At 57.5% G+C, this 23,958-nt stretch carries 19 protein-coding genes; 6 read left to right on the top strand and 13 right to left on the bottom strand.

All coding sequences use genetic code 11. From position 1 onward, the window contains the following. Nucleotides 1–103: 103 nt before the first annotated feature. Entirely contained in the window at nucleotides 104–1,951 is a 1,848-nt protein-coding gene (locus tag AOQ71_RS15670) for an Ig-like domain-containing protein (RefSeq protein WP_157083528.1), read from the bottom strand. A gap of 1,051 nt (nucleotides 1,952–3,002) precedes the next feature. On the opposite strand from AOQ71_RS15670, the gene AOQ71_RS45100 reads away from it, so the two are divergent. Further along, nucleotides 3,003–3,230 carry a PilZ domain-containing protein gene (locus AOQ71_RS45100; RefSeq protein ID WP_157083529.1) on the top strand — a complete coding sequence of 76 codons (228 nt, stop codon included), beginning with the start codon at nucleotides 3,003–3,005 and terminating at the stop codon, nucleotides 3,228–3,230. A 122-nt stretch (nucleotides 3,231–3,352) separates the two neighbouring features. Beyond that, nucleotides 3,353–3,571, top strand: coding sequence for a hypothetical protein (locus AOQ71_RS43250; RefSeq protein ID WP_083514237.1), 219 nt, complete (start codon nucleotides 3,353–3,355; stop codon nucleotides 3,569–3,571). Here the strand turns inward: AOQ71_RS43250 and AOQ71_RS15675 are convergent. Together AOQ71_RS15675 and AOQ71_RS15680 are read right to left on the bottom strand one after the other, a co-directional pair. After that, nucleotides 3,566–4,837 (bottom strand): glycosyltransferase family 4 protein, encoded by a 1,272-nt coding sequence (locus AOQ71_RS15675; RefSeq protein ID WP_162268360.1) that lies wholly within the window; start codon nucleotides 4,835–4,837, stop codon nucleotides 3,566–3,568. The genes AOQ71_RS43250 and AOQ71_RS15675 overlap by 6 nt on opposite strands. Before the next feature lie 16 nt (nucleotides 4,838–4,853). Further along, complete coding sequence (locus AOQ71_RS15680) at nucleotides 4,854–5,753, bottom strand: GNAT family N-acetyltransferase (protein WP_162268361.1); 900 nt, start codon at nucleotides 5,751–5,753, stop codon at nucleotides 4,854–4,856. A gap of 587 nt (nucleotides 5,754–6,340) precedes the next feature. On the opposite strand from AOQ71_RS15680, the gene AOQ71_RS15685 reads away from it, so the two are divergent. Beyond that, nucleotides 6,341–7,114: a class I SAM-dependent methyltransferase gene (locus AOQ71_RS15685; protein WP_057747582.1), complete on the top strand. Its 774-nt coding sequence runs from the start codon at nucleotides 6,341–6,343 to the stop codon at nucleotides 7,112–7,114. Here the strand turns inward: AOQ71_RS15685 and AOQ71_RS15690 are convergent. The 4 genes from AOQ71_RS15690 to AOQ71_RS15705 form a co-directional block, all read right to left on the bottom strand. Further along, nucleotides 7,049–8,245 carry a right-handed parallel beta-helix repeat-containing protein gene (locus AOQ71_RS15690; RefSeq protein ID WP_157083530.1) on the bottom strand — a complete coding sequence of 399 codons (1,197 nt, stop codon included), beginning with the start codon at nucleotides 8,243–8,245 and terminating at the stop codon, nucleotides 7,049–7,051. The two genes, AOQ71_RS15685 and AOQ71_RS15690, sit on opposite strands and share 66 nt — an antisense overlap. Continuing rightward, the gene (locus AOQ71_RS15695) at nucleotides 8,245–9,189 is read right to left on the bottom strand and encodes a class I SAM-dependent methyltransferase (RefSeq protein ID WP_157083531.1); all 945 of its coding nucleotides are present in this window, start codon (nucleotides 9,187–9,189) and stop codon (nucleotides 8,245–8,247) included. Before AOQ71_RS15695 ends, AOQ71_RS15690 begins: the two co-directional genes overlap by 1 nt. 66 nt (nucleotides 9,190–9,255) lie before the next feature. Further along, nucleotides 9,256–10,329, bottom strand: a complete 1,074-nt coding sequence (locus tag AOQ71_RS15700) for a hypothetical protein (protein ID WP_057747585.1) — start codon at nucleotides 10,327–10,329, stop codon at nucleotides 9,256–9,258. After that, nucleotides 10,326–11,120 carry a hypothetical protein gene (locus AOQ71_RS15705; protein ID WP_057747586.1) on the bottom strand — a complete coding sequence of 265 codons (795 nt, stop codon included), beginning with the start codon at nucleotides 11,118–11,120 and terminating at the stop codon, nucleotides 10,326–10,328. Before AOQ71_RS15705 ends, AOQ71_RS15700 begins: the two co-directional genes overlap by 4 nt. 152 nt (nucleotides 11,121–11,272) lie before the next feature. Between AOQ71_RS15705 and AOQ71_RS15710 the strand changes: the two genes are divergently transcribed. Beyond that, nucleotides 11,273–12,577: an O-antigen ligase family protein gene (locus AOQ71_RS15710; protein WP_057747587.1), complete on the top strand. Its 1,305-nt coding sequence runs from the start codon at nucleotides 11,273–11,275 to the stop codon at nucleotides 12,575–12,577. A 247-nt stretch (nucleotides 12,578–12,824) separates the two neighbouring features. Here the strand turns inward: AOQ71_RS15710 and AOQ71_RS15715 are convergent, their stop codons facing one another. Both AOQ71_RS15715 and AOQ71_RS15720 read right to left on the bottom strand, forming a co-directional pair. Beyond that, a complete protein-coding gene (locus AOQ71_RS15715) occupies nucleotides 12,825–14,345 on the bottom strand; it encodes a hypothetical protein (RefSeq protein ID WP_057747588.1) in 1,521 nt (506 codons plus the stop codon). A 51-nt stretch (nucleotides 14,346–14,396) separates the two neighbouring features. Next, on the bottom strand, nucleotides 14,397–15,230 hold the full coding sequence (locus tag AOQ71_RS15720; RefSeq protein ID WP_157083532.1) for a class I SAM-dependent methyltransferase: 834 nt from the start codon (nucleotides 15,228–15,230) through the stop codon (nucleotides 14,397–14,399). Between the two features lie 327 nt (nucleotides 15,231–15,557). Here AOQ71_RS15720 and AOQ71_RS15725 point away from each other — a divergent pair, with 327 nt between their 5' ends. Both AOQ71_RS15725 and AOQ71_RS15730 read left to right on the top strand, forming a co-directional pair. Next, entirely contained in the window at nucleotides 15,558–17,000 is a 1,443-nt protein-coding gene (locus AOQ71_RS15725; RefSeq protein ID WP_057747590.1) for an oligosaccharide flippase family protein, read from the top strand. Between the two features lie 172 nt (nucleotides 17,001–17,172). After that, nucleotides 17,173–18,213: a glycosyltransferase family 2 protein gene (locus AOQ71_RS15730; protein WP_245316893.1), complete on the top strand. Its 1,041-nt coding sequence runs from the start codon at nucleotides 17,173–17,175 to the stop codon at nucleotides 18,211–18,213. 23 nt (nucleotides 18,214–18,236) lie between these two features. On the opposite strand, the gene AOQ71_RS15735 is transcribed toward AOQ71_RS15730, so the two are convergent. The 4 genes from AOQ71_RS15735 to AOQ71_RS15750 form a co-directional block, all read right to left on the bottom strand. Further along, complete coding sequence (locus AOQ71_RS15735; RefSeq protein WP_057747592.1) at nucleotides 18,237–19,115, bottom strand: polysaccharide deacetylase family protein; 879 nt, start codon at nucleotides 19,113–19,115, stop codon at nucleotides 18,237–18,239. Between the two features lie 114 nt (nucleotides 19,116–19,229). Beyond that, entirely contained in the window at nucleotides 19,230–20,561 is a 1,332-nt protein-coding gene (locus AOQ71_RS15740; protein ID WP_057747593.1) for a TubC N-terminal docking domain-related protein, read from the bottom strand. Then, complete coding sequence (locus tag AOQ71_RS15745; protein ID WP_057747594.1) at nucleotides 20,558–22,489, bottom strand: non-ribosomal peptide synthetase; 1,932 nt, start codon at nucleotides 22,487–22,489, stop codon at nucleotides 20,558–20,560. The genes AOQ71_RS15740 and AOQ71_RS15745 overlap by 4 nt, the downstream gene beginning before the upstream one ends. Then, nucleotides 22,486–23,628 carry an acyl-CoA dehydrogenase family protein gene (locus AOQ71_RS15750; RefSeq protein WP_057747595.1) on the bottom strand — a complete coding sequence of 381 codons (1,143 nt, stop codon included), beginning with the start codon at nucleotides 23,626–23,628 and terminating at the stop codon, nucleotides 22,486–22,488. The genes AOQ71_RS15745 and AOQ71_RS15750 overlap by 4 nt, the downstream gene beginning before the upstream one ends. Nucleotides 23,629–23,958 lie beyond the last annotated feature (330 nt).

Here is a 23,958-nt window from a genome sequence, read left to right on the forward strand (position 1 = left end):
GGGGATCACCCCCCGCCATCCTATATCACTCATAGCACTTGCCCCTGAACCGTGCCTTTGCGAGACCATCCCCAAGGCAGAGTTGAGTCGTTACGCTTGTCGGTTAGGCGAAATGGAAGTCGTGGCTGTGAGATGCATCGACTTTCATGGTCTTCAGCGCGAGCGTGTCAATCCCGGTTGGACTAACGGGGTCGTGGCCCGACTGAGCCGCATGCGACAGGGTGCTGGCAAAACTGTCGAATACGCTGTTGTGAGCCTGGAGCTGATCGGGGCCAGCTGCGGCGGCCGTGGAAGCCCCGGCTTGGTGGCCGAAGTTGCTGTGGAAGACGAACGTGTCCCCGCTTCCCGTGCCGGAATGACCATCGCTGCCAGCCGTCTGAGCACCACCGCTCGGATTGACCTGGCTGCTGCTCGGCTCCGTGATCGTACTGGCATGTTGGGCGTGCGAGCCGCTATGCGAACCGACAGTGGGATCCAGCGGATCAGACAAGGCACTCGTGTTGCCCGCCTCATCCGTAGCCGTCGCAGTGAAGGTGTGTGACCCGGCCTTGAGGGCAGAGGTCCTTACGCTCCAGTTTCCATCACCGTCCGTTGTCCCCGAGCCGAGCAGCGTTGTGCCTTCGTAGAGCTGCACGGTCGTGCCCGGATCGGCCGTTCCCGACACGATTGCATGATGATGAACGATCGAATCGCTCACCAGCACCGGAGCATTCGGAGCATCCGTAGCGGTTCCCGTCGAACCGTCCGACGAATCGGTCGGAGAGCCGGTAACCGTGTCGGTCGGAGTGCCGGTCGTCGTGTCGGTCGGAGTGCCCGTAGACGTGTGAGTCGGAGTGCCCGCCGTCGTATCAGACGGAGTAGCCGTCGACGGGTCAGTCGGAGTGCCGGTCGTCGCGTCGGCCGTAGAACTCGTAGACGTGTCAGTCGGAGTGCCCGCCGTCTTATCAGTCGGAGTAGCCGTCGACGGGTCAGTCGGAGTGGCGGTCACCGTGTCAGTCGGAGTAGACGTAGTCGTGTCAGTCGGAGTGCCGGTCACCGTGCCAGTGGGCGTGCCTGTGGCGGTGGTAGCGGGCGTTCCGCTCGTCATATCCACGTTATGATCAAGAACAGCCAACGGACTCGAGCCGCCCTCATAGGCAAAACCGTACGCCTTGGACGGGTCGTAATAGTTGTCCTGGACTGTCAGGGTTCCGGTGAGGGATTGGGTATCGATTGACGTAAAGTAGCTCTGGTTACCGAGCATCGTGTTGTGGGTAATCTGCCCTTGAGAGATGAACTCTGTGTACAGTCCCTGGGTCTCACCGTTGTTTTCGACAGTCGTATTGTAGTTCATGGCAAGCGTGAATGGGCCGCCCTCGAACTGCGTAAGGTCCCCGTGAGATGTCGGGCTCAGGCCGCCATCCTGGATAAGATTGTGTTCGATGACGATGGAGCCGGAGCCACCAGTCTGCTGGATCGTGTCCCCGCCAGCATTCTTCAGCCACGAGTGGTCGATGCTAAAGTTGGTGCCGCTATACAAAAACAGAGTGCCCGACACTCCCGCGTCGTGTCCTGCCCCGTCGATCGTGCAATTGGACACACTCAGGTTGGACGCCTGTTCGGTACCAACAATCGGCGTGTAGTTGTTGGACCCAACGACGAAATTGGAATCGAGGATCTTTGTGTTCGCGGCCTCGACACTTACTTGCCAGCCACCGCCGCCAGAAAAGTCGTAGCCGTCAAGAGTGACATTGTTGCCAGAGACCGTCACCACGTGATTGGTCGTGTCAACCGAAACACCGGCCATCGAAATCGTCGCGGGATCCTTGAGTGCCAAACCCTGCGGCACCCCAACATGATAATCCACGCCGGCGACACTCCATGCAGGGCGGCTAGCACCGTAGGAGTCCAGCAAGCTCGGAAGCTGCGGTGATCCAACCGGTGCATTAGCTGAGCCGTCGTTAAGCGCCATCTACCTGTTCTCCTGATGTCTATTTCCCCTCAACATGTGCTCATCCAAGGATGCTCCCCGAGCGCCATGCTGTCTTGCTTCTTCTCGAGCCGACCACGTCAGACCGGCGGGCAGACTATTGCCCCGGCACCGCGGGCTTTTTTTGGACGACATCGGGGCTGTGCTAGGGTGATGTTTTGGTAGGCACGTCACACCAGAAAATTAAATTATCAAAGCGCCGAATACTGGCTCACCGCCACCAGACCATGGCTCAAAGTTCAATTCGAAATACCGTATGAACCCGGGGATTGAGATTGTGACTCACAATGAATTTTCCGGGAAAGATCCACATCATCAACCAGATCGGATTCGAGCTGTCGCAATCTGGATTCATTTAATCTTGCTTCGCAGGCGTCTGCCTCCAAAACGCAAGAGTAAAACCTGTTCAGATGAAATAGAGCGAACACGAGCCGCCACAATTTGTTGCGATTGCGCCACCGTTTCCAACCGGAGATCCGCTGAGATACTCCCGGGCGTGACGGCCGGTCGGATCGACAACGAGTCAAGCAGCGACCGATTGCTTCCGTCACTGGGCACGCAACTCGCCGCCTTGGGGGCGCACGTTCCTTTCGTATGCAAATGAACAACTCAGATGAATTGCCGCTCGCGGGCGCAACATGGTCGTGTTGCTACGACTGCTATCCGCCTTCCATCATCAGAGGCGGCGACAAAGCCCCGGCGGTTTAATTTTAAAACTTCATCCATTTAATTCCACATCCAATTAAAGCCCGGAATCGCCGCTCGGAAAGCACATGCCGACCCGGAAGCAATCCAAAGTGCCTTTTTTCTCAATAGCTTGCATCAATCAATCGGCGGACCCAAATGGGGGCTGGCACGTCAGAACGCCACCGAACATCGCGCACACCTACATTTATTGCCACAAATTAAACAATTAATTATTTAACTGGCGCCGGTGACGTGTTATTATTCTTCGATCTCCCGGGCTGCGGGAGTCGGGCCATTCCGTGGGCTACTCCAGCAGCAGCCGGAGCCTCACAATTGGGAGCCCGTCATGAATGAGAGCAAACCCCGATCGACACATCTGGGCCTGATTAGTTTTGGACGCTCGCAGACGGAGTGCAACATCCGGAGCATTTCTCCGTTTGGCGCAGCCCTCGACGTTCGCGAAGCTCGCAGCGTTCCGGAGGAATTTGCGCTCACTCTGCTTCCGGAAGGCGAGCGGAGGCGCTGCGCGGTGGTCTGGCGCAAGGAAACTCGAATTGCCGTCGCGTTCTACTAGAATTTCCGGCCCGCCTCAGGGCACGACAAAGAAATAGCGGATAGCGGCCGAACCAAGAAGCGCTTCGCCCAATGGACGACTGAAGGGGTCACATCCGGGTAGCCTTTCGAGGGTGCAACACGATGACAGAGCGCCAAAGTAATGAGCAGGAGTTGCAAATCGCGCGTTACCGCATCCTAGAGCGCGAGGTCACAGATCCACTTGCAGCACATCTGCTGCACGACATTGTCTCAGATCTGGAAGCCAATCTGCGGAAGATCGCGAAAACAGCCGAAGCAGTGACAGCAGCGGACGACGCCGGACCAGGGCTTGACCTACGACCTTTCAGCCCCGGATTATGAAGTCGCGCGGAGGACGTCAAATATCAGTTGCCGCCGGGCGGCTGCCACCTGCTCCCAACTGTATAATCGCGCACGCTCGAAGGCAGCATTGGACATACGCCGCCTTAGTACCGCGTCCGCGGCCAACTTACGAAGTGTCGCACACCAGCCCGCTGCATCGTAGGGATCGATTACAAATCCTTCGCAGTCGTGCCGCACGATCCTGCCCGCCCCCATCGGAGATGTTACCGTCGGCAGCCCACAACCGCACGCCTCGTAGATCACCAGAGGGCTTCCCTCTTCCAGAGATGGAAACAGGAACATATCGGCAGACTTGTAGAGTGCACCAACATCTTTGGAGTAGTCGAGAACAACGATGTCATCCCTCCCGAACAGGTGCCCATATTTTTCCTTGATGATCGGCTCCAGTTCACCGGCCAGCACCAGGCGCCCCTTGATGCCGCTTTGCTGCCAGTAGTCCAACAGTAAATGAGCACCTTTACGCACACAGATCGTGCCTACGAAAAGAGCCGTGATGCCTTCGGCTGGCGCGAGAGGCCTTTGTGGTCCTGTGAACCGCTCGGGATCCCATCCATACGTGGTGTCCAGCAGCTTGCGTGCCGGAATACCATTCTCGAGCAATGAGCTTCGCACCAAAGGACTCGGACAGAAAACATAATCCACCGCGTCCAAGACCCGCCTCTCGCCTTCGACGGTCTCAGCCGTGATCGTGTGTGCTGGTTCAACACCAAGGCGCCCATATGCTTGGTCCAGAATCCTTTTGGCCGTAGCCGTGTGGCAATTGAACTGTTCTCGAAAAACAGTCACGCCTCGCCGCTTCAGCTCATGGATTGTCCCAAGCGACGCATCAGGCCAAAGGCTAGCCGCGAGCCTTCGCGATCGGTACTGTTCAAAACACGAAAGGAAGTCCCGCTCGATCCTGTGACCCGCATAGCCGCGAGTCCAACGATAAGGCACATGTCGAGCCCAGCGCGGCAAAGCCTCGATCACCTTAACTGAAGGCAGCGCGAGCTCGTTACGGGATGTGACGACCGTGATTTCGATCCGCTCGTCCGCCATCCAGCGGGCAAGAGAGCTGCATGTATAGCCGACACCCATCCCGTTCAGAGGGAGCGGGATCAACACACCCAATGCGGCCGCTTCGCCAAGGGCGTGCTTATCATGTGCTGGCGGCGCCGGGCTTGCCCGACTTGGGGCGGAATCAGCGGCCTCGCTGTTGCGCGCCTCGCGAGGCAATTCGAACTTCTGGCCCAGGGTAGAATGCACCGATGTCTCCGCCCCCTCACTCATCGCTCATCACCCGGGCGCGCCACCTCCGTTTCAACGTCGAGAGCCAGGGTGTGAAGCGCAGTGCCTCCTTCATCCACCGGTTCGCCATCGCGACAGACGAACGGAGCGCATTAGTCGAAACGGACCTCAACCGCGGACTGAAGACGAGAACCGTCGATTCCTGCCAATGACGAGTGGCCAATCGTGCCTTATACGGAGCATCACCGATGCCGAAATCGACAAGTCGCACGGGAGCATGACTGGGACCGTCATGCAGTTTCTCCATCACGACCAGCATCAGATACATTCCGGGAGCATACTTCGTATATGCCGGATCAAATGATAGGTACTCACTAAGGAAAACACCGTTGCGCAGGGAACCGATCCAGAAAGCCACCGGGTCGCCGTTGAGGTAGAGAACATATCCTTGTAGCCATCCCCTTTCAGCTTCGAACCGCAGACGATTGCGAATGACCGGAGTATCCGAGAAGCCTACGTGAAGGCCTCTCTGATAAGACCTGCAGGCGACCGTCTCGGCGTCACGCATCAGCCGATCGACCTCGGTCGGCCTGGTAAAGATCTCGATCAACGGCTCGCCAAAGCTGCTTCTCAGGTTTCGCTCGCGCTTTCGCTGCTGGTATCGCTCGTTCTGAGAAAGGCTGCGCAAGAATGGACCGGCTTCCGGCAAAAGCTCGCGTACGCGCCTCGCCTCCGGCCGGACCGTGTGGTCCGAACACCACCACGACGGCAGAGTTCGAGCGTATCGAGCGATCGAGCAAGCAAGATCGGGCGAATGCAAGGACGCTACGTCGGCCTCTCCCGCCGCGAGCGAGGCAATGAGACCTTCCACGAGGAGCTTGGCGTTGATTTCGGAGAGTGCTCCCAACCAGCCGCCGTGCACGATTTGGATCATCCGAACGGTCGGACTAGGGAGCGGGAGATATCCCAGCCGCAGGGGTAAGCGAACCCGTTCAAGTCGGCCCACGAGAAGAGCTTTTGGAGCGCCGCCCTCGTAGAGAACCAGGACATGTGGCCGCTCGACTTCAGGATAGATGTCGGAAATGAATAAGAAAAACTCGAGATCGGCGTCTCGCGGGGGATTGCATGCGTTCCAAAACCCCCGAAGCGCTTCGATTTCCGGCCGGGTTCGGAGAATCTCGATGTGGCGCGGCGCAGCCTCGTCCGTTCTCACAGCCGCAGTCCGAATGGATTTCGCGTGCAGGACGCGGTCGTTGACCGCGTCTTTAGAAACGCGGTCCCCCGAGTTCGGACCCTGGGCGACGTAACCGGCCCCGTCGACCCCCCTGTATCCCGCTGAGACCATGGTAGCTCGCACAATCGCTGAAATCCTGGCTTCAAATTAAACAACATATTGGATGAAGATTAAAGCCGGATCGCGTTATTTTAAATAATCATTTATCTGCTATATTTGTCTTGGTCGCCTGCAAGCCGCGGCAACCCGCCAGGACCGCGCCTCTATCCCAGCACGCGAGTTGTCACATGTCTGAGGAGACCAGCGGACGCAGCCAGCTCAGAACACTGCTGCGGTTCGGTATGCAGAAGCTCCGTCAGGAGGGCTTCGCGTCGTTCGTGAAAGGCGGCATCGAGCATGTGCGACGCCTCTCCGTTCCCAAGGAAGCGCAAAGCGCTTTCGATCGTCGTTACGGAACGGATACCGCGGGGACGATTCCTCTTTGGAAACTCCAGATCCGGAGCCCTCATCATGCGGAAGGAGTCCGGTATCAGGCATCCGACCCGGATTTCGTGCGGAAAGCCATCGAAATCCTGCAGATCCCACTCGAACGCTTTGTGTACATCGACGTAGGCTCCGGCAAGGGTCTGACCTTGCTCGTGGCCTCGGAATATCCGTTTCGGCGCGTGCTGGGAATCGAGTTCGCCGCCGAACTGAACGCGATTGCGGCCGAAAATATAAGCCGACTCATCGCGCCCAGATGTCGGGACATATCCTCAGTCCTTGCCGACGCCGCATCCTATCGATTTCCGACCGAGGACACTGTGCTCTTCCTCTATAATCCATTCGGAAAGGACGTCCTCAAGCGCATGCTCGACAATTTAAGAAGCGTGCTCGAGCAGAACGACCACGAACTCTACATCGTTTACAGCAATCCGATCTTTTCCCAGATACTCGACCAATCTGGTTTCCTCGAACGATTGGACCTACCAATCGGGGCGGCGGTCTACAGACACTCACCGACGCACGGCGTCCTGCAGCACGACACCCGTACGCATATTCACGTTGTTGGTGAAGATTGATTTCGGGCTGGAGTCGTTCGGCGTTCCGGTATTGCGCGAAGGATAGGCAAATCCGTAACCCCGAGGATCGAAATAGTTGTCATGAACCGTGAAAGTTGTTCTGATCGATGACAGGTCCACCGACACGAAGTAACTGACTGTTCCGATCATCGTATTGTGGCCGATTTCACCTTCCGCGACGTACTCGGTCATTAGGCCTTGCGTGGTGCCGCGACTCTGCAGCGTCGTATTGTAGTTGATGGCGACGGTGAACGGACCGCCTTCGAGCTGCGTGTAGTCACCGTGTGTTCCCGGACTCAAGCCGCCATTCTCGATGAGATTGTGCTCGATGACGATAGAACCAGTACCGCCGATCTGCTGAATCATGTCGCCGCCGGAATTCTTCAGCCAGGAGTATTCGATGGTGAGGTCGACCCCGCTATATGCGACCATTGTTCCCCAAGGAGGAGGGTCGTGCTCGGCGCCGTCAATCGTGCAATGACTAATATCCAGATGCGAGGCCTCCGGACTGCCTACGATCGGTAGAAGATCGTTGGAACCAACGACGAACTTTGAGTTCACGATTCTGCTCCCGGAAGCCTTCACCCGCACCTGCCAGCCGCCGTCAAGCGAGAAGTCATAGCCGTCAAGCGTAACGTCGCTGCCGGTCAAGGTGACAATATGATTCTTCGTATCGACCGAGACACCGTCGAGCGAGATCGTTGCAGGGTCCTTCAAGACGGTCTCCACCGCGTAGCCCACGCAAAAGTCGACACCAGCGACTGGCCAGTCCGGCCGTTTTCTGTATTTGCTCAGGAGAAGAGGATGCTGGGCGGTACAAGCCCCGGGCTCAGGAGGATGATCATCCTTCTGGGCTGAGCCGGTCGGCCCGGCTTGGATGCCCGTCGCAATTCCGGCCGTCGTTCCGCGTTCAGCATCAGGTCGAGCGACTGGCTTCGCATCCCGCGCTTCACACGGGCCTGGAAGGGCAATGATCAATCCGGCCAAGAGCGCTCCGGCCCACAAAATTGCCCGCCTGGACTTGCCCTCAAGCGGTCCGCCACGGTCGGTCGAGCCGAGTTCACGCGAACCGGCGGCCTGCATGAGGAGGCCGGATTTGGTGATGCCGACCCGCGTTCTCCTTCCTGCCATCAATGCGCTTCCGCGGCCGCGCCGTAGGCCTCAGAACCGGCTCGAGAACTGCCATCCCTCTTGAATCTTGCTGGATCCACATTGTCCGGGTCCAGCAGGATGCGATCGGCTCTGTACTGCTGTCGTACCTCAAAGGCCAAAGCGAGCTGCGACGCCATTTTGTAAGCGTACGGGTTGACTACTCCGTGCAGCACTTTCTTCCACGTCGAGATATGCTCGGGATTCCATCTGGTCCAATTGCCCTTATCGAACCTCGCCCAGGTATCATCATAATCGGACTGGACCACGTGCAATTTATCCGCACAGCTGACTTTGGTGGAGAGGACCACCAAGCTCATTTGACTTGCAAACGGGAGCTGGTTCCGCCGCTTGAGACGGGCCGGTTGTTCGATCAGATGCCACAGCTTCGGACGAGACGTATTGACCAGAAAAACGCATGTGTTCCGGAAGCCGTTCCGTTCGCTGAAGACGCTATAGAAGAATTCCGGAGAATACTGAAACAGGCCATGTGACGGAAACCCGTTCGCGTTGGTAGCGATCAGGACCTGGCCACCAGGCTTGACCAACTTGACGATATTGTCGACCACTTGTGCGACATTGAAAATATGCTCGATTGAGCCGAAATCCAGGAACGCATCGAATTGATTGTGCAGCGTTTCCGGAACTGGCAGATTGAAATCGTGAACCAGCGATGCACCTTCGAAGCCGGACGCATCGATGGAGGTGATGTCTTCGGCACCCAGCTTTTTGAGAAGAGGTTCGCAGAACGAACCTACGGCGAGCGACGGGTCATATTCGAAGCCGAAACCCTTCCGCACGGTATCGAATTCCTGTTTCCAGAAATGGATCTCGTGCCGGCCCAATGTTGCGGTCTTTCGAAAATTGAATTTGTAGACGCGGTTTGCGAAGTTTAAGGCCCTGAGGCCAGTCAAGTCGATTCCCACGATCCACCTCCTCCACCTTGTGGACGAGCTTGCTCCGGCAAGCCCGCCGCCGGCGCCAACTTTCGATCAGCAGGTCGATCCTGCCCTGCTGCTGGCTTTGCTAAATCCGGAGCGCGCGTAGAACACTTGTCTTCGCACACCGCGGGTTATACGGAGCGCTCCGCGCATGAGCGAAGACAGGCCCGACGGCGGCAACTCTATCGGGCCCTGCGGTTCGAGCCAGGCGCGCACCCGATCATGGTCCGGTCCCAGGCTATCGAGGAGCTTCCCCCAGAGCGCACGACCCATCGAATCGTGAAAATGGAGAACACTCACGTCGGCGACTTTGGAGGGTTCGTAGTTGTCGGGCAAAGCACCACAAACGGGGAAGTTGCTTGAGGCCGGTAGCATCTTCCAGCTCAGACCGCGCTCGATGACTGTTAAGCCGAGCATCACCTGGTCCAGGAAATGCACTTGGGAATGCGTCCTTGCCACCTTCAACTCCAAGAACTTCTTGCAGTTAGCAAGATACGCGCGACCAAAGCCGGTTGCGCGGCGATAAACAAACACGCCGGAATTCACGTAGAACCGAATGAGGCGCCCGTCGCTGGTGCGCAACCACGGCAAATCGTCAAGCCTCTTGCCTACGAGCGCCGCGGATCGTCCCCAGAACGATTCGTTAGCATCCCCCGCTCCAGCCGACCCGATCACGCCTGCGTCTGGGGCACCAGCGATGAAATCGACCCCATCCGGCAGCTCAAGTTCGTTCGGCTCACGCAAGAAGAGAATGTCACTGTCGAGCCAGGCGATTGCATTGCTCCGGGTCCGTGCCTCGACAGCCGCGAGCGCTTCCGGCTTGTTCATGTAGTGGTGCCAAGCGTAGGGATCCCTCGGATGCACGCGCAAGTGATCAATCCCCAATTCCGCCATACGGCGGCGCGTCGTCGGCGCCAGAGGCGGGGTGAAGCGAGGGGTTACAGCAACCACGTCCAGGCTCGCAAAGCGGCCGCCAAATCGGCGTAAGCTCTCGACCATTCGCAGCGTGAGCGGCTCCAATAACCCCGATTCGATGCACACCACGACGGTCATCGACGGGGGTGCAACGGCGGCAACCGGGCTACCAGTCGACTGCAACGCAATCGTTCCAGAGAGATCGTTCAAGCGCGATCCTCCAGCGTCTTGGCAAATCCGAGCTGTCTCGCGACCAATTCGGGCGATTCAACCATGGGACGCAATGTGGAGGCCCGGAAAACGGCCTTGTATCTCAGGCGCAGGCGGCGCAACAGCAGCGGCCAAGGATTGTTCGTCAGCCGAACGATGACGGTTGGCAACGGAAGCAGTGCTCTCCATTTGCGAACCATAAAGCGATAGGCGGCAATATACGTTTTGTCCAAGCGAACGCCGGCCTTGCTGTTGTGAATGACCGGCAGATCGACGACGTAGGACTTCATGCCGGCTCGACGTGCTTCAAGCACGATGTCGGTCCCGTAGAGATGGAACGACGGCAGTGCCGGATCAAAGACGATCCCCGACGCGCGGCGTACGATCAAGACCACTTCGTCGAGACTGGTTACGATTCGGGGGAAGCTGAACGATCCCCCGCACACGGCACCCAGCCCGGCATCCCAGAGGTGTCCGACGAATTCGCCCTCGTTTGTCATGCCGCATAGACCCGCTACGGCCCAAGATGGGTCGGCTGAACTCAGCCGCTCGCAGACGGATTCCAGTCTGGAGAACCAGCCTTCTGGAAAATAGACGTCCTGATGGGCGAAAACGACAATCTCCGCCCGGGCTGCTTGAATGGCTTCGCGATAAGCAACTGACGCGGCCTTCGCGCCCCATATCACCGAAAGCGGGACCCGGCGCTTGGCCACGTCCGGCGACGACTTCAGATTTCGCTTCAAGATCGCATTGTTGTTTGCGACACAGCAGACCTGTACGGACCACGTCATTGCGACCTCAAGCTCGACCTCAGCCCGATCAGAGATTTAATTTCCACAATAAATAAAAATGTATTATATAATATAATAAAGATCAACGGCCGTTTTTATTAAAAGCGGTGTTTGAGGAGGCTTGCAGATTGTCAACCCGGAGCATCAGCAGGGTGCAATTCGATCGTCATTTTTCGCCTGATGCTCAGGCTGCCATTCCGGTTGCGCCGAACAGCCCGAACAGCTTCGCCATCTGGGCTGTCGTGATCGGCCTTGCCGTTCACTCAAACATGACTTTCTTCCTTGCCGGCGCAAAGTTCACAATCGCCCGGCTGGTGATCGCGCTGCTGGTGTTCCCCGCAGCGGTCGAACTGTTGCAAAGAGGCCGGCATCGGGGCGCACCTGATATAATTACATGTGCGTTTTGTGCCTGGCTGTTGATTGCCGTATCCCAGACCGACCAGTCATGGTCGTCGACGGCCGCGCTGATAACCGAATTTGGGGGCGGCTACCTGGTGGCGCGGTCCTATATCTTCGGCCATCCAGCGCTGGAAACATTTGTTCGAGCGCTCAAACTCATTTGCATCGTTTTAATCGCCCTCGCAAGCCTCGAACAATTGAGCCAGACTCACCTTGGCTTTGTGCTGTTTGGCTTACCCATTCCGGGATACGAATACCGATACGGATGGCTGCGCGCATTTTCGACATTTCCTCATCCGATCTTATTCGGCACGTTCTGCGCCGCGGCCGGGGCCATCTTCTTGTACTCCGAACGCACGTCCCTTGGTAGAGTTTGCTATGGCAGCCTGTGTTTCTTTGGATGCCTGCTCGCAATGTCGTCCGCACCGCTAATCGCTTTTTTGATCGCGATCTTTGTCCGGCTCTACGACGGGCTCCTCCATGGCATCCGCTGCCGATGGCAGGTTCTAAGCGCAGCCATGTTCGCCCTCCTCTTGGTTGTCTTCTTGGTTGCAAACAGGCCGGTGTCATGGATCGTCGCAAATCTGACGCTCGATCCATCCACCGGCTATTTTCGGGTCGCCACTTGGGACACTGCGTTCTACTACATCGGCCTGTCGCCCTACGTCGGGTACGGATTCGATAGCTACGCGCCCGCAGATGATTTCTTCGGGAACGTTTCAGTCGATTCCACCTGGCTCGTCATGATCATTCGGTTCGGAATTCCCTCGATAATCCCTCTGCTCCTTGCAAATGTTGCCTCATTCTGGCCTTCGCGGCAGATTTACGCCCGCACTTCGCATGATCCCTACGTCGGTCAGCTTTGCACCGCATTCACCTTGAGCCTCGTCGTGCTCATGTTCGTGGGGCTGACAGTTCATTATTGGAATAATGTTTGGTTGTTTTGGGGACTCTGCATTGGAATCCGCGCCTCTCTTCGGGAGCAGTGCTCCAACGCTCGCCGGCTGACCTTCAATGGTGCGAGCGGGCTGCACGACGTTATGTCCTCGGCCCCCTAATGGGCGCCAATCATCCGTCGAGAAGTCGAGCTTCGGTTCCGATCTACTTTGGGGAATGTTGCCACCTCGATCATGGAGATAGCAGTTGTTCGCTGAGCGAGAGCCTACGCCAGCGGCAACGCTTGAGTAACCGGCGATATTGTTGTTTCTGAATATAAGGCGCGGACCGGGGTCTTCTTCCGAAGCTCATAGGGTCACGGTGAAACATGTACACTCTCCGTCATTGCTCGCATGGCGCGCGACTGCGCTAAAAGGCTCCGACGTTCCAGGGATGATCGCTCGGTCGCGAAAGAACGGGAATTGCGGGATAGATTGCGACGCGGTCCGGCCTATCGATTGCACCAAAACTCGTGGTGCTGCAGAGCGCGGGGACAGACGGGCACATCGCCGATAAGTTGAGGGCACGACCGATTGTCGCAGCACTCCCAGAGGCGGGAGCGTAGCCGTTTGCGGTCGTGTAGCCCTCGGCCGCGGCTTTCGCCTTGCTTTGAAGGACATTGCCGCCCTGGTCATTGAGATAGCAGTTCGCCGCGGAGCGGCATCCTATGCTAGCGGCAACACTCGAGTATCCGACGACGTGGTTGTTTCCGAAATAGACCGAGCCCGACCATGAGGGCGTAGTGCTGTTGGCAGCGTTGAAATTGAGATGGCACGGCGATTCGAATGTGTTGTTGTAGATGTAGGAGGTGGCGACGCCAGCGCCGGCCCTAAAGCCGGGTGGGTTCTGCATCAGGCAGTTAACTGGATTGCCGATATCATAAAACACATTGTTGAAGACATATAAAATCGATGCTTGCAGCCAAACCGTCACTCCCTCAGCGGTATGGCGAACGACGTTGTTGTAGAAATATGTCGTTCCCTGCTCGAGCCCTCCAAGAGATTCCACAACATTGCCGTGAGCAAAATGCCGCTCAACCGGGTTGTACATATACTCAAAGAGATTCCCGTGAACATGGGTCAGGTTCGAACACACAGCTCCGTTGGAGACGTGACGAAAAACATTGCCATGCACATCATAGCACTCGGCGTAAATCGCGAAGCCGCTGGACTTGCCCGGCGTTGTCCCCAAGGACGAATCCGATCCATCAAAGACATTCGATGCAACAACGTTGCCCGTTGTTCCGCTTCCCGTACCCAAAATCATGTAGTGAGTATCGTTGCCGGCATGCGTCGTCATCGTCCAACCGTGAAAGTATGAGTTCGAAACGGTGATGTTGGAGCCGCTGCGAAAGATCGAAGCTCCGCGCGGGGTCCCACCCCAGCACTTTCCCGTAAATTCGAAGCCGTCAAAATCGACGTACCGCACGTTCTCGAGACTTACGCCGGTTATGTCCGAATCGTCGTAGCTGCAGCTTTCCGGCCTCTCCGTACTCGATGGATTGTCCATGTGCAGGATCGGACGCGCCCAGGACGAACCGCTGAACCAGGTGTTGTCCACCCCTATGTAGACGTGGTCCGTGGTCATCCCACTCCAAGTCCACGTCCAGGGCATTCCGCGAACCTTACCTACAGACGTATGCCACGTGTCGCGGCCCCGAAAAATGAAGCGATCGCCGGGTTTCGGAGTCGCCGCCGAACAAGCGGCGTTGCAATCCGGCATACCCGGCGCATGCTGCCAGGGATTATCCTTATCGGTGCCGCCGTTCAGATCGGAGCCCTCGGCGGAGATATAGTAGGTGCTTCCGCGCGCGCTCATCGTCGTGATGGAACTCAGCACGCCTATGAAGCTGATCAGAGCAAACCTGCTTGAAAGGCCAAATCGGTCCATTATCGAGGCCGCGCAGTTGGTTCTCAGAGCAGGCGCCGATAAAGGACGCCCTCACTCAATTGGCTCCTCAACCCGAGCGGTGAAAGGATCGACAAACGACGGCTCGCCAATTTGTATCGAGGATGGCTTGTCCTGCGGCTCCTTCTCGATCACCACCATCGCATTGTAGAAGTGCACCGCATCAACGAACCGATGCGCGTCAGGCAGGCGCTGCGGCTTCGTGTGCCACCATTTGTGCATGTCGTCGACGAGGTCTTTCATCTGCTCCAAAAAGGTCGAGCGGCGGCGCCAGCCTCCCTCGTAACGTCCACGCCAGTAGTTGGTCTGCAGGTCCTCGACAATATAGACACCGCGCGCCGAGATCAGCGGGAATAGGGCTTCAAAGCTTGCTCGCTGGTGCGGCACCCAATGGCTTCCATCGTCGAGTACGATATCGATGCCGCCCATCTCAGCAACGACGGACCGCAGAAATTGCACGTCGCCTTGTGAGCCAATTCGCACGTTGATCGAGGGCGGGTCGTCCACGACGGAGCAGCGCGGGTCGACATCAATCCCGAAGATGGTGGCGTTCGGTCCGAAGTACTTGCTCCAAATCTGCAGCGATCCGCCATGGCTGACGCCGATCTCGAGGAATTTCACGGAAGTTCCGCGAAATCTTTCCAGATGACGATCGTAAATGCGGTGATAGTGGTGCCATTTGTGGGCGAGCCGCCCGGTATGACTGTAGAAGAGCTGCTCCATGCTCTCGCCCGAGCCGTGTCGCGGGGACGGCTTTAGGTGCTTCACGTAAGGCCAAACATTCTCCGGCGAGGGAGCAAGACGATCCAACCCGACTCTCGCAAGCGCCTGACGGTAATTGTGGATCACCAGATCCTGTAAGGTCACGTACCCTCCTCCGATCTATTTAATTCAAATATAATTATACCGGTTGAAACTAATCGATCAAGATATTAATATCAAATCGTCATTTAATTCATCAGACCCCGCAGGGGTGGCATCGTCTGGGCACATGCGAGAATCAAACTCGAGGCGGGAACCTCCGCGATGCATCCCCATACTGAATCAACTCCGACCAGCACAAGCGCGGCTGTGCGACAGCGGCGGGAGCGAACTCGGATTTAGATTCAGTGGGCAAGTTTTCCCGTTCTTACGCGTGCTGAGCGGAGCGCCTTGGTTGGTGGCTTCTGTTCATCGCGCGCAGGTATACGTCTCATGAAACTTGGATTCGAAATCGGCCCATGGACCCGCCGTTTGTCGTTGGCTGCGGCAGCCCCGCTGGTCGGATTCTCATCCCGGTTCTTTCGAACGATCCTGCTGTCTCATTTTCTTGCCCCAGCAGAACTCGGCATAGCGATCGCGATCGCGGTCGTGATTACGACTTCAGAGATGATCTCCGAGGTTGGCTTGAACCATGTGGTGCTTGTCAGATCGGGACCAGAGGCTCGCGAGTTCCTGGCGGCAGCGCATGGGCTACAGCTCCTGCGAGGGCTGGTGATCTCGATCCCTCTCGCCTCGTTTTGCGTTCCCCTGAGCGCAATGTTCGGCGTGCCCCAATTCTGGAAAAGCTTCCTGCTTGCCGCGTTCATTCCATTAATACGGTCGCTCTATCATTTGGGCGTCTATCAAATCCAGAGGGACTACGAATATCGCCCCCAAGCCCTTTCGGTTTGCGTGAGCAGCATAGCGGGGTTTGCTATCGTGATTCTAGCGGTGTCCTGGGTGCCGGATCATCGGATCATTCTGATATCGCTGGCCGTGGAGGCATTCTTGCTGGTCGTCTTGAGCCATTTGCTTTCTCCCTTTGACTATGAGTGGCGTGCCCCTCCGCGGTTTATTCGGGAGGTGCTTAAGTATGGTTTACCGCTGACCGCGAACGGGATTGCGCTCGCGTTAATAAGCCAGGCGGACCGGCTCCTTGTGGCCGGCAAACTCGGCGTGGAGTCGCTTGCGGTGTACGCGGTCGTGGTCGGTCTCGCACAGACCCCGATATCGCCGATGTTCGAAATTTTTGGCACCCTTGGAATGTCGATGATGGTGCGTAGTCAAGGCACGCCGGAGCGGCAGCTTGCATCGTTCACCTGGTTGCTGTGGCTCTTTTCACTTCTTGCCTTCGCTTATGCTGCTGCGGTCGGCCTGACGCTCGATTTCTTGGCCCCGCTCATCTACGGCAGCCACTACTCCGTCCCGCCATCATGGCGTGTTCTCATTACGGGAATCGTGTTCCTCTCGACGTATCGCGGAGCTCATACCATACTTTTGCTGAGCTTAGGTGAGACGGCGAAACTCGCGTTCGCAAATGCCACCGTCGGCCTCGGCGTCGTTGCTGGCGCGCTTTTGGTTGTGACGCACCCCGCCCCGGAGTCGATTCTGGCCGGAAGACTGTTCGGCGATATCATTTCCATTGCTGTCTTTCACTGGGTCGCCTTCACGAGCTTGAGATCTTCCGGACGCATCATTCTCCAGTGCATGGTTTTCAGCTTGGCCTCGGTCAGCTTATTCGGCTTTATGATCTGGTCCGCGCCCAGCCCAACCTGGACAACGCGCATGCTATTCTCCGCAACTTGTCTGCTGCCCATGTCCGTGCTGCTCTGGCGCGCATACGCGTCGTGGAGGACGAGACAACGGTCGTTCTTGGCCGGCGCGCTCGCGCCCTAGTCGACGCGGGTCCGTGCCGCATCGATCGAACAGAGTAAACATTGCGGGTATCTCCGGAAACCCGCGAAAGGAAGGAGCGACAAAATGCGGTCGATGTTACCGGGTCCATGTAACGGATTTGCGCTGCTGAATGCGGAGCCGGTCGGCATTACAGATACAGTGGGAGTGTCGTGTGATTGACGCAGATCCGTTTCGAGTGGCAATCCTGATCGTCAGCTTTCGCAATCCGGAAGACGTACAAGCCTGTCTAGCCGCCCTCGCCCAGTTGACCGAAGAACCTCGTTTCGACGTCTTCATATGTGAAAATGGCGGCCCCGGCGCGTTCCGCGACCTGTGTGAGAGACTGGTGGCCCCTCAGGGGGCCTGCAGGCCGATTTCGGGCGAGTTGGCAGAAGATGCCTTGATCACCCCATCGGGACGGTTGTCCGAGGTCAAACGCTTGGCCCTGAAGCGTCGAGACGCGCGCGTATGGTTGGGCTGCGCTTCGGAGAATCTCGGCTACGCCGGGGGGCTCAACATTTGGATCGACCGGCTGCTATCAAGCGCGGGCTGGGCCGGAATCTGGGTCTTGAATCCGGACTCCGAGCCTCATCCTCGCGCTTTGCAAGCTCTCACAGATCGCGCCGTCGCCGGCCGCAAAGGCATGGTCGGCAGTACCATCGTGTCATCTGCTGACCACAACTACGTCTATTGCCGCGCCGGTCACCGCTGGCGCAAGTTACGAACAAGCCTTGCTTTTATCGGCCTGGGGGAAGAGGCGGGTGCATCGGTGGATCTCAGCTCGATCGAGGGCGATCTAGACTGCATCGCAGGTGGATCTATGTATGTCACGCGAGCCTGTCTCGAAAAAATTGGCAGAATGGACGAGCGATTCTTCCTGTATTACGAGGATGCGGACTGGTCCATGCGCGCCAAGCGATACGGGTTAGGGTATGCGCCGGACTCGATCGTACCTCATAAGGGCGGCACGACGATCGGGTCGGCCCGTCTGCGTGCCGAGAGATCTCGGCTTTCCGTCTATCTCGAAAGCCGGAACAACCTTCATTTCGTTCGCATGCACTGGCATCGGTATTTTCCGTTGGGACTCTTCTTTGGCTGCGCCTACGCAATCACCTATCTCTTTGCCATGTCCTCTAAGAATTTCAGAGCTGCTGCAGAGGGACTATTGGCTGGAATTAGGGGCGAGACAGGCCGGCCAAAGTTTCACGGTTGAGTGAGGGTCCTTCATACAGGGGCTCACCGCGCTTGGACTTCGATTTTTGACACCGGCCTACGGAAGGCCCATCGGAACGCGTTCATCAAGAGAGAAGCATAGCTAGACCATTCGTACGCGCCATTGAATTTCAGATAGAACTCGATTGGACTATCCGACAGATCGACCTTCGTGCGTCCGCGCAAGAACTCGGAGCCAGCGGGGTCAACTTCCTGAGGTTTGATCGAATACGCGACCTGATAGCCTGCTGCGCGGCACGTCGCCAGGGCGGACGCGTTATAGTCACCATAGGGAAACGAAAACTCGAGAATCTCCCGCCCGCTCAATTCAGCCAATTGCTGGCGCGAGTCGGCGATTTCTGTTCTCGCTCGCTCGGGATCTAATGCGGAAATAGGAGGATGGGTCATGCTGTGAGACCCGAGCGAGACAAGAGAGGCCGGGAGCGCCTTCAAATCGTCCGACGACATCACCAACTCGGAAACTTTTGGTCCAGCAGCGGAGGGGCGTGCCAAGGCGTCTTCCTCCATTGCCCATCCTGGCGGTCGCCCTAACCACGCCACCGGGACGAATATTGTCGCGGGAAAGGAATGTTTGACTAGCTCTGGAAGTGCATTTTCAGCAACACTGGTGAACGCGTCGTCGAACGTTATCGCAACGCATTTCTTTCCCGGAGGGAGTTTCCCCCTGTACGATGTCGGGATTACCCGCGCCGCGCGGTGAAGCGTCTCCATCTGACGCGCAAAGGCGGTCCGCTCTCCAGAGAGGACACCATGATAATACAGGATCGTAAGCCGCTGCGCGCTCGATCGTCCTGCAAGGTTGAGCAAGCACCGCAAAATGCTTCGGAGGACGTAGTAAACCAGACTTATAGCAATCTTTAGCTCTCGCTTAGCTCGCGGCATCCTCACTCCGCACCAATGCTCTTCCTGCTATCGTCAATCGCACCTTCGCTGACCCGATCGTACCAACCTTCAGGGCCGCTCAGCACCGCCCTGCGCCGGCTCACTCCTGGCGATCTACGGCGCCGCTTGATGAAGTTCGTGATCAGCAACGACGGCGCAGCTTCCGTCGGGTCGGAAAAACCGCCCTCGTCCGGCGAGTTCCTTCCACCAGCCATTGCCGCCGCCAGAACGCCGCAAGCTCACGACGCCAAAACGCCAAGCGCTCTTGTCCCCCTCGTACGGCTTGTCGGAAAGCAGGTCTTGATATCGTGGCACTGCCCACGTGTGATCCAACACCTGCCACTCGCCGAGTTTTCCTCCCAACCAGGCATCAAAGTGATCCTTGATCTGCGTTCCCGGAGGGTTCGGAAACAGCGAGTTGATGTGGGCGACCCCATCCCTCTCCAATCTTGTTGGAAGGGCTTCAACAACTCTCCTCAAAAGGTCGGTGCCATCAATGCCGCCACTCCAGAAATTGTCGCCTGCTCTGGCTGCGGTGTCGGGGGCATAGGGGACGTTGGCGATCAGGAGGTCGCATGACCCATCGATCGAATCGAGCAGGTCGCTCAGAACAAAATCAATGTTTTTGCTCCCGTTCAGCTGCGCGTTGAAATTGGAGAAAGCAATCGCACGAGAGCTGACGTCTGCGCCGACCACCTGCGAGCAGTGATCACTGGCAAGAATCGCGTGCACCCCCGAACCGGTCCCGAGATCAATGCCGCGTCTGCGCACTTTCCGGTCGACGAAGCCTCCTAAAATGAAACTCTCCCCCCAAAGCCACATAACCTGGTTGATGGCCGTGTTTTTCGCCGCCTGATCGGTGACGATGTATTTCCCGAAACATGGGAACAGGCATAGGTTCGCGTTCAGCAAATGGCCCCGTTCTTCAACCAGCCTCATTTCAAGGGCCGTATCTACGAACGAGGCTGAAATCTGGCGGGCCAGGAGATCCGCCCTTACCGCGTGACCGTCGATGAACAGCGTAATCAGGTTATCGATCGGGTCATCCGGCTGAGGCTTCCAATTCGATCTCATCCTCTCCCAAAAATTTACGCCCAGCCGCGGGAACACGCCGACGCGTGCAGCGCATTTCGCGAGGTCGTATCCGCAACTCCGTAGCGCGCTGACGAAGTCGGACATCTGCTCATCCCTGGCCGGGATCACGGGCAACCCGACCTGGCGAGAAATTGTCGGCAGGAGCGGTGGTGCGGGTTCTTCTGGCGCAGCCGGATTGCCATTCGACTGCCGCAACAGGGCCAAGAGCTGGTCCTTTTGGTTAACCAAGCTCGCCCGCATTTCGGCATCAAGTGCGCCAGCTGGAGCACTGCACTTGAGCTGATCGCGTTCGATCCAGAGTTTCACATCGCGTTGCCGGAGGGCGGACAAGAGCGCAACAGTTTCCGTCATAGCGTGAACTCCTCACGTTGGCCTAACGTGGCCTGCGCCCCGGGGCCTCCGCGCGCAAGCGCGAGCACGTCGATCATTTCCGCGATTCCCGCGATCGTCGGCCTCTCGAACAGGCTCGCGAGACTGAGTTCGACGCTAAAGGCCCCGCGAATTTTTGCGACCAGAGCAGTGGCAGTCAACGAATCTGCCCCGAGGTCGAAGAAATCGTCGTGGATACCAATTCCATCGACCTTCAGCAGCTCGTTCCAGATCTCCGCGACCGTCTCCTCGCTCCTGCTCCTGGGTGCTCCACCCTTTCCTGCCGCCAGGCTTTCTCTCGATGGCAAAGGCAGGGCCTTGCGATCCACTTTTCCATTTGGTGTGAGCGGAAGCGAGTCAAGGAATACAAACTGGGCAGGAATCATATATTCCGGCAACGTGTCCTTCAAAAATGCCCGAAGCTCGTCACCACTTGATGTTTTTGAATCGTGTGGGACAACATACGCGACCAGAATTTTTCTTCCCGGCTCGTCCTCCCGCGCAACAACTGCGCATGACTGGACACGGCGATGGGATGCAAGGGCTGCCTCGATCTCGCCAAGCTCTATTCGATAGCCACGGATCTTAACCTGATCGTCCACGCGCCCGAGATATTCAAGCATGCCGTCTTTGCGGTAGCGGGCGAGGTCTCCCGTTTTGTATAGCCGCGCCTCGGGGTCGTGGCTGAACGGATCTGCCAGGAAACGTTCTGCCGTCAGTTCCGGCCTGTTCAAGTACCCGAGCGCTACACCTGCACCGCCGATATATAGTTCACCGGTTGCCCCAGGAGGGACCGGCTCCAAGCTCGCATCCAAGACGTACAACTGGGTATTTGCGATGGGTCGCCCTATAGGTACAGATCCCGTACTGGGATCTCCGTGTTGCACCTCATAGACACAGCAACCTACGACCGTTTCAGTCGGGCCGTACTCGTTGATCAGTCTCGTATCAGGCGCAGCATCGCGCCAAAACTGCAGAGTTTCGGCCAGCAGATTTTCACCTCCGATCACGAAAGCTCGTGAAAAGTTCACGGCCTCGCTGCGATCGATCTGACGGCTCAGCAGTTCCAGGTGCGCGGGCGTGATCTTAACAAGTCCGCGATCCCCCGATCTGAGCAGCGCAGCCACCAAGCTCTGCGCTGCAACGTCCTCGGAAAGCAGCTCGACGGACCCACCCGCCAGAAGGGGCGTGTACAGACTGGTCACTGTGAGGTCGAAAGAGATAGAACTGTGAAGGGGCACCGAACTCCCGGGCCCGACCTCGTAGGCCTTGATTGCCCACCAGAGGTAATTGACCAGCCCGCGGTGAAGGATCATGGCCCCTTTGGGCTTGCCGGTCGAGCCGGAGGTATACATCACGTAAGCAAGGTTCGTTGGAGCCGTGATCGGCGAGGGATTCTCGCGCGGCTCTCGGGACAGCATCGGCCAATCGGAATCAAGGCAGATCAGCCTGGTGGCCGCGGCCTCGAAGAGCCGCCGATGCTTCTCCTCGGTGAGTAGGATGGGCGTTTGCGAGTCTTCGATCATGAACGCCAGTCGCTCGAGCGGGTAACTCGGATCGAGGGGCACGTAGGCTCCCCCGGCCTTCCAGACTGCGAGCAGCGCGACGACCATTTGCGGAGAGCGGTCGAAACACACCCCAACCAGCACGTCTGGCCCGACCCCACTTCGACGCAAGTGATGAGCCACTTTATTGGCGCGCTCGTTCAGCTCCTGATAGCTGATCTGCACACGGCCATGCTCCAATGCGATCGCCGCCGGTTCACGACTGACTTGCTGTTCGAACAGTTCGTGTGCGCAGACCTGCGGGAACTCGGCCCGCGTGTTGTTCCATTTGTTGACGAGATGGTCCAATTGCCATCCTGCAGCCTTCGTCGCCCCGTGCACCCGGACCTCGCTCAGCGTCGTCATAAAGAGCTCCCTACGATTTCCTTCATGATCTCATTCGATCCGGCGTAGATTTTTTGGATGCGGCTATCGACCCACATCCGCGCAATCGGATATTCCTGCATGTAGCCATAACCGCCGTGCAACTGCACACACTCGTCGATCACTCGACATTGGCATTCGGTGAGCCAGTACTTCGCCATCGCCGCAGTGATCGAGTCGAGCCGGCCCGCGATGAACTGCTGAATGCACTTGTCCACGAAGATCCGACCGATGTGCACGTCGGTCTTGCACTCTGCGAGCTTGAACCTCGTGTTCTGCAGATCGATGAGCGGCTTGCCGAATGCGTTGCGCTCCTTCACGTAGCGCGTCGTTAGGTCCACCGCGCTCTCCGCGGTGGCGACCGCGCTCACTGCGATTGACAACCGCTCGTAGGAGAGCTGATCCATCATCTGGAACAATCCCCTACCCTCACTCGGACCGAGCAAATTTCGGGCCGGCACACGCACATCATCGAAGAACAGCTCGGTCGTGTCCTGTGAATGTCGACCTATCTTGTGCAGCGAACGTCCGACCCGATAACCTGCCAAATCGTTGGTTTCCAACACGAGCAAAGAGAGTGCCCTTGGCCCCGGCGCCGCCCCCCCTGTCCGGACAGCCAGGCAGAGAAGGCTTGTCTGCGAGCCATTCGTGATGAACGTCTTGGAGCCATTGACGATGTACTCATCTCCTTGCCTGCGGGCCGTTGTCTTAATTGCCTGAACATCGGATCCTGCATTGGGCTCAGTCATCCCAATTGCGCCGATCAGCTCGCCGGCGGCCATACCCGGCAGCCAACGGCGCCTCTGCTCCTCGTTTCCGTAAGCAAGAATGTAGTGCGCGACGATACTCTGAACACCAAAGCCCGAATGAATTCCTGCCCGGGCGAGCTCCTCAATGACAACCGCCTCGTGAGCAAACGTCCCACCAGCCCCGCCGTACTCATCCGGTACGTCTGGGAGCAGCAGGCCGACCCTGCCTGCCTTGCGCCATGCTTCCCGATCGGGCCGCCCCTGCTCATCCCACTGGGCCTGGCGCGAGAGAAACTCCTTTGCAATGAACTCGCGCGCAGTCTTCCTGAAGACCCGCGTATCATCGGTGGTCCAGGGCGCTTCGCAGTTCATCAGTGCCACTTCTCTTCCGCGCAGCTTTTGGTCGGGATCCGCGGATCGCCACGATATCGGTCAGGCCATTTTGCGAGTCCGGATCCTGCTTCGATGGCAAGCATGTCCACGGAGCGCTCCGATCGCCCGGAAGCCAACCGCGGCCGAAATGATGGCTGCATTAAATTCATATTTAAACGCCCAATGCACTTCGCGCCGAGAACTCAACGTAAATACCAAAAAAGCATCGCATTATTAATCTGACACAGATATAATAATTCGCAAGTATTTTCTTTCATGGATTTAATTGCCATATATTAAATTTTAAAGTAACAATGCCGCTTGCTGACT

It is taken from the genome of Bradyrhizobium manausense, from assembly GCF_001440035.1.
GTDB lineage: Bacteria > Pseudomonadota > Alphaproteobacteria > Rhizobiales > Xanthobacteraceae > Bradyrhizobium > Bradyrhizobium manausense.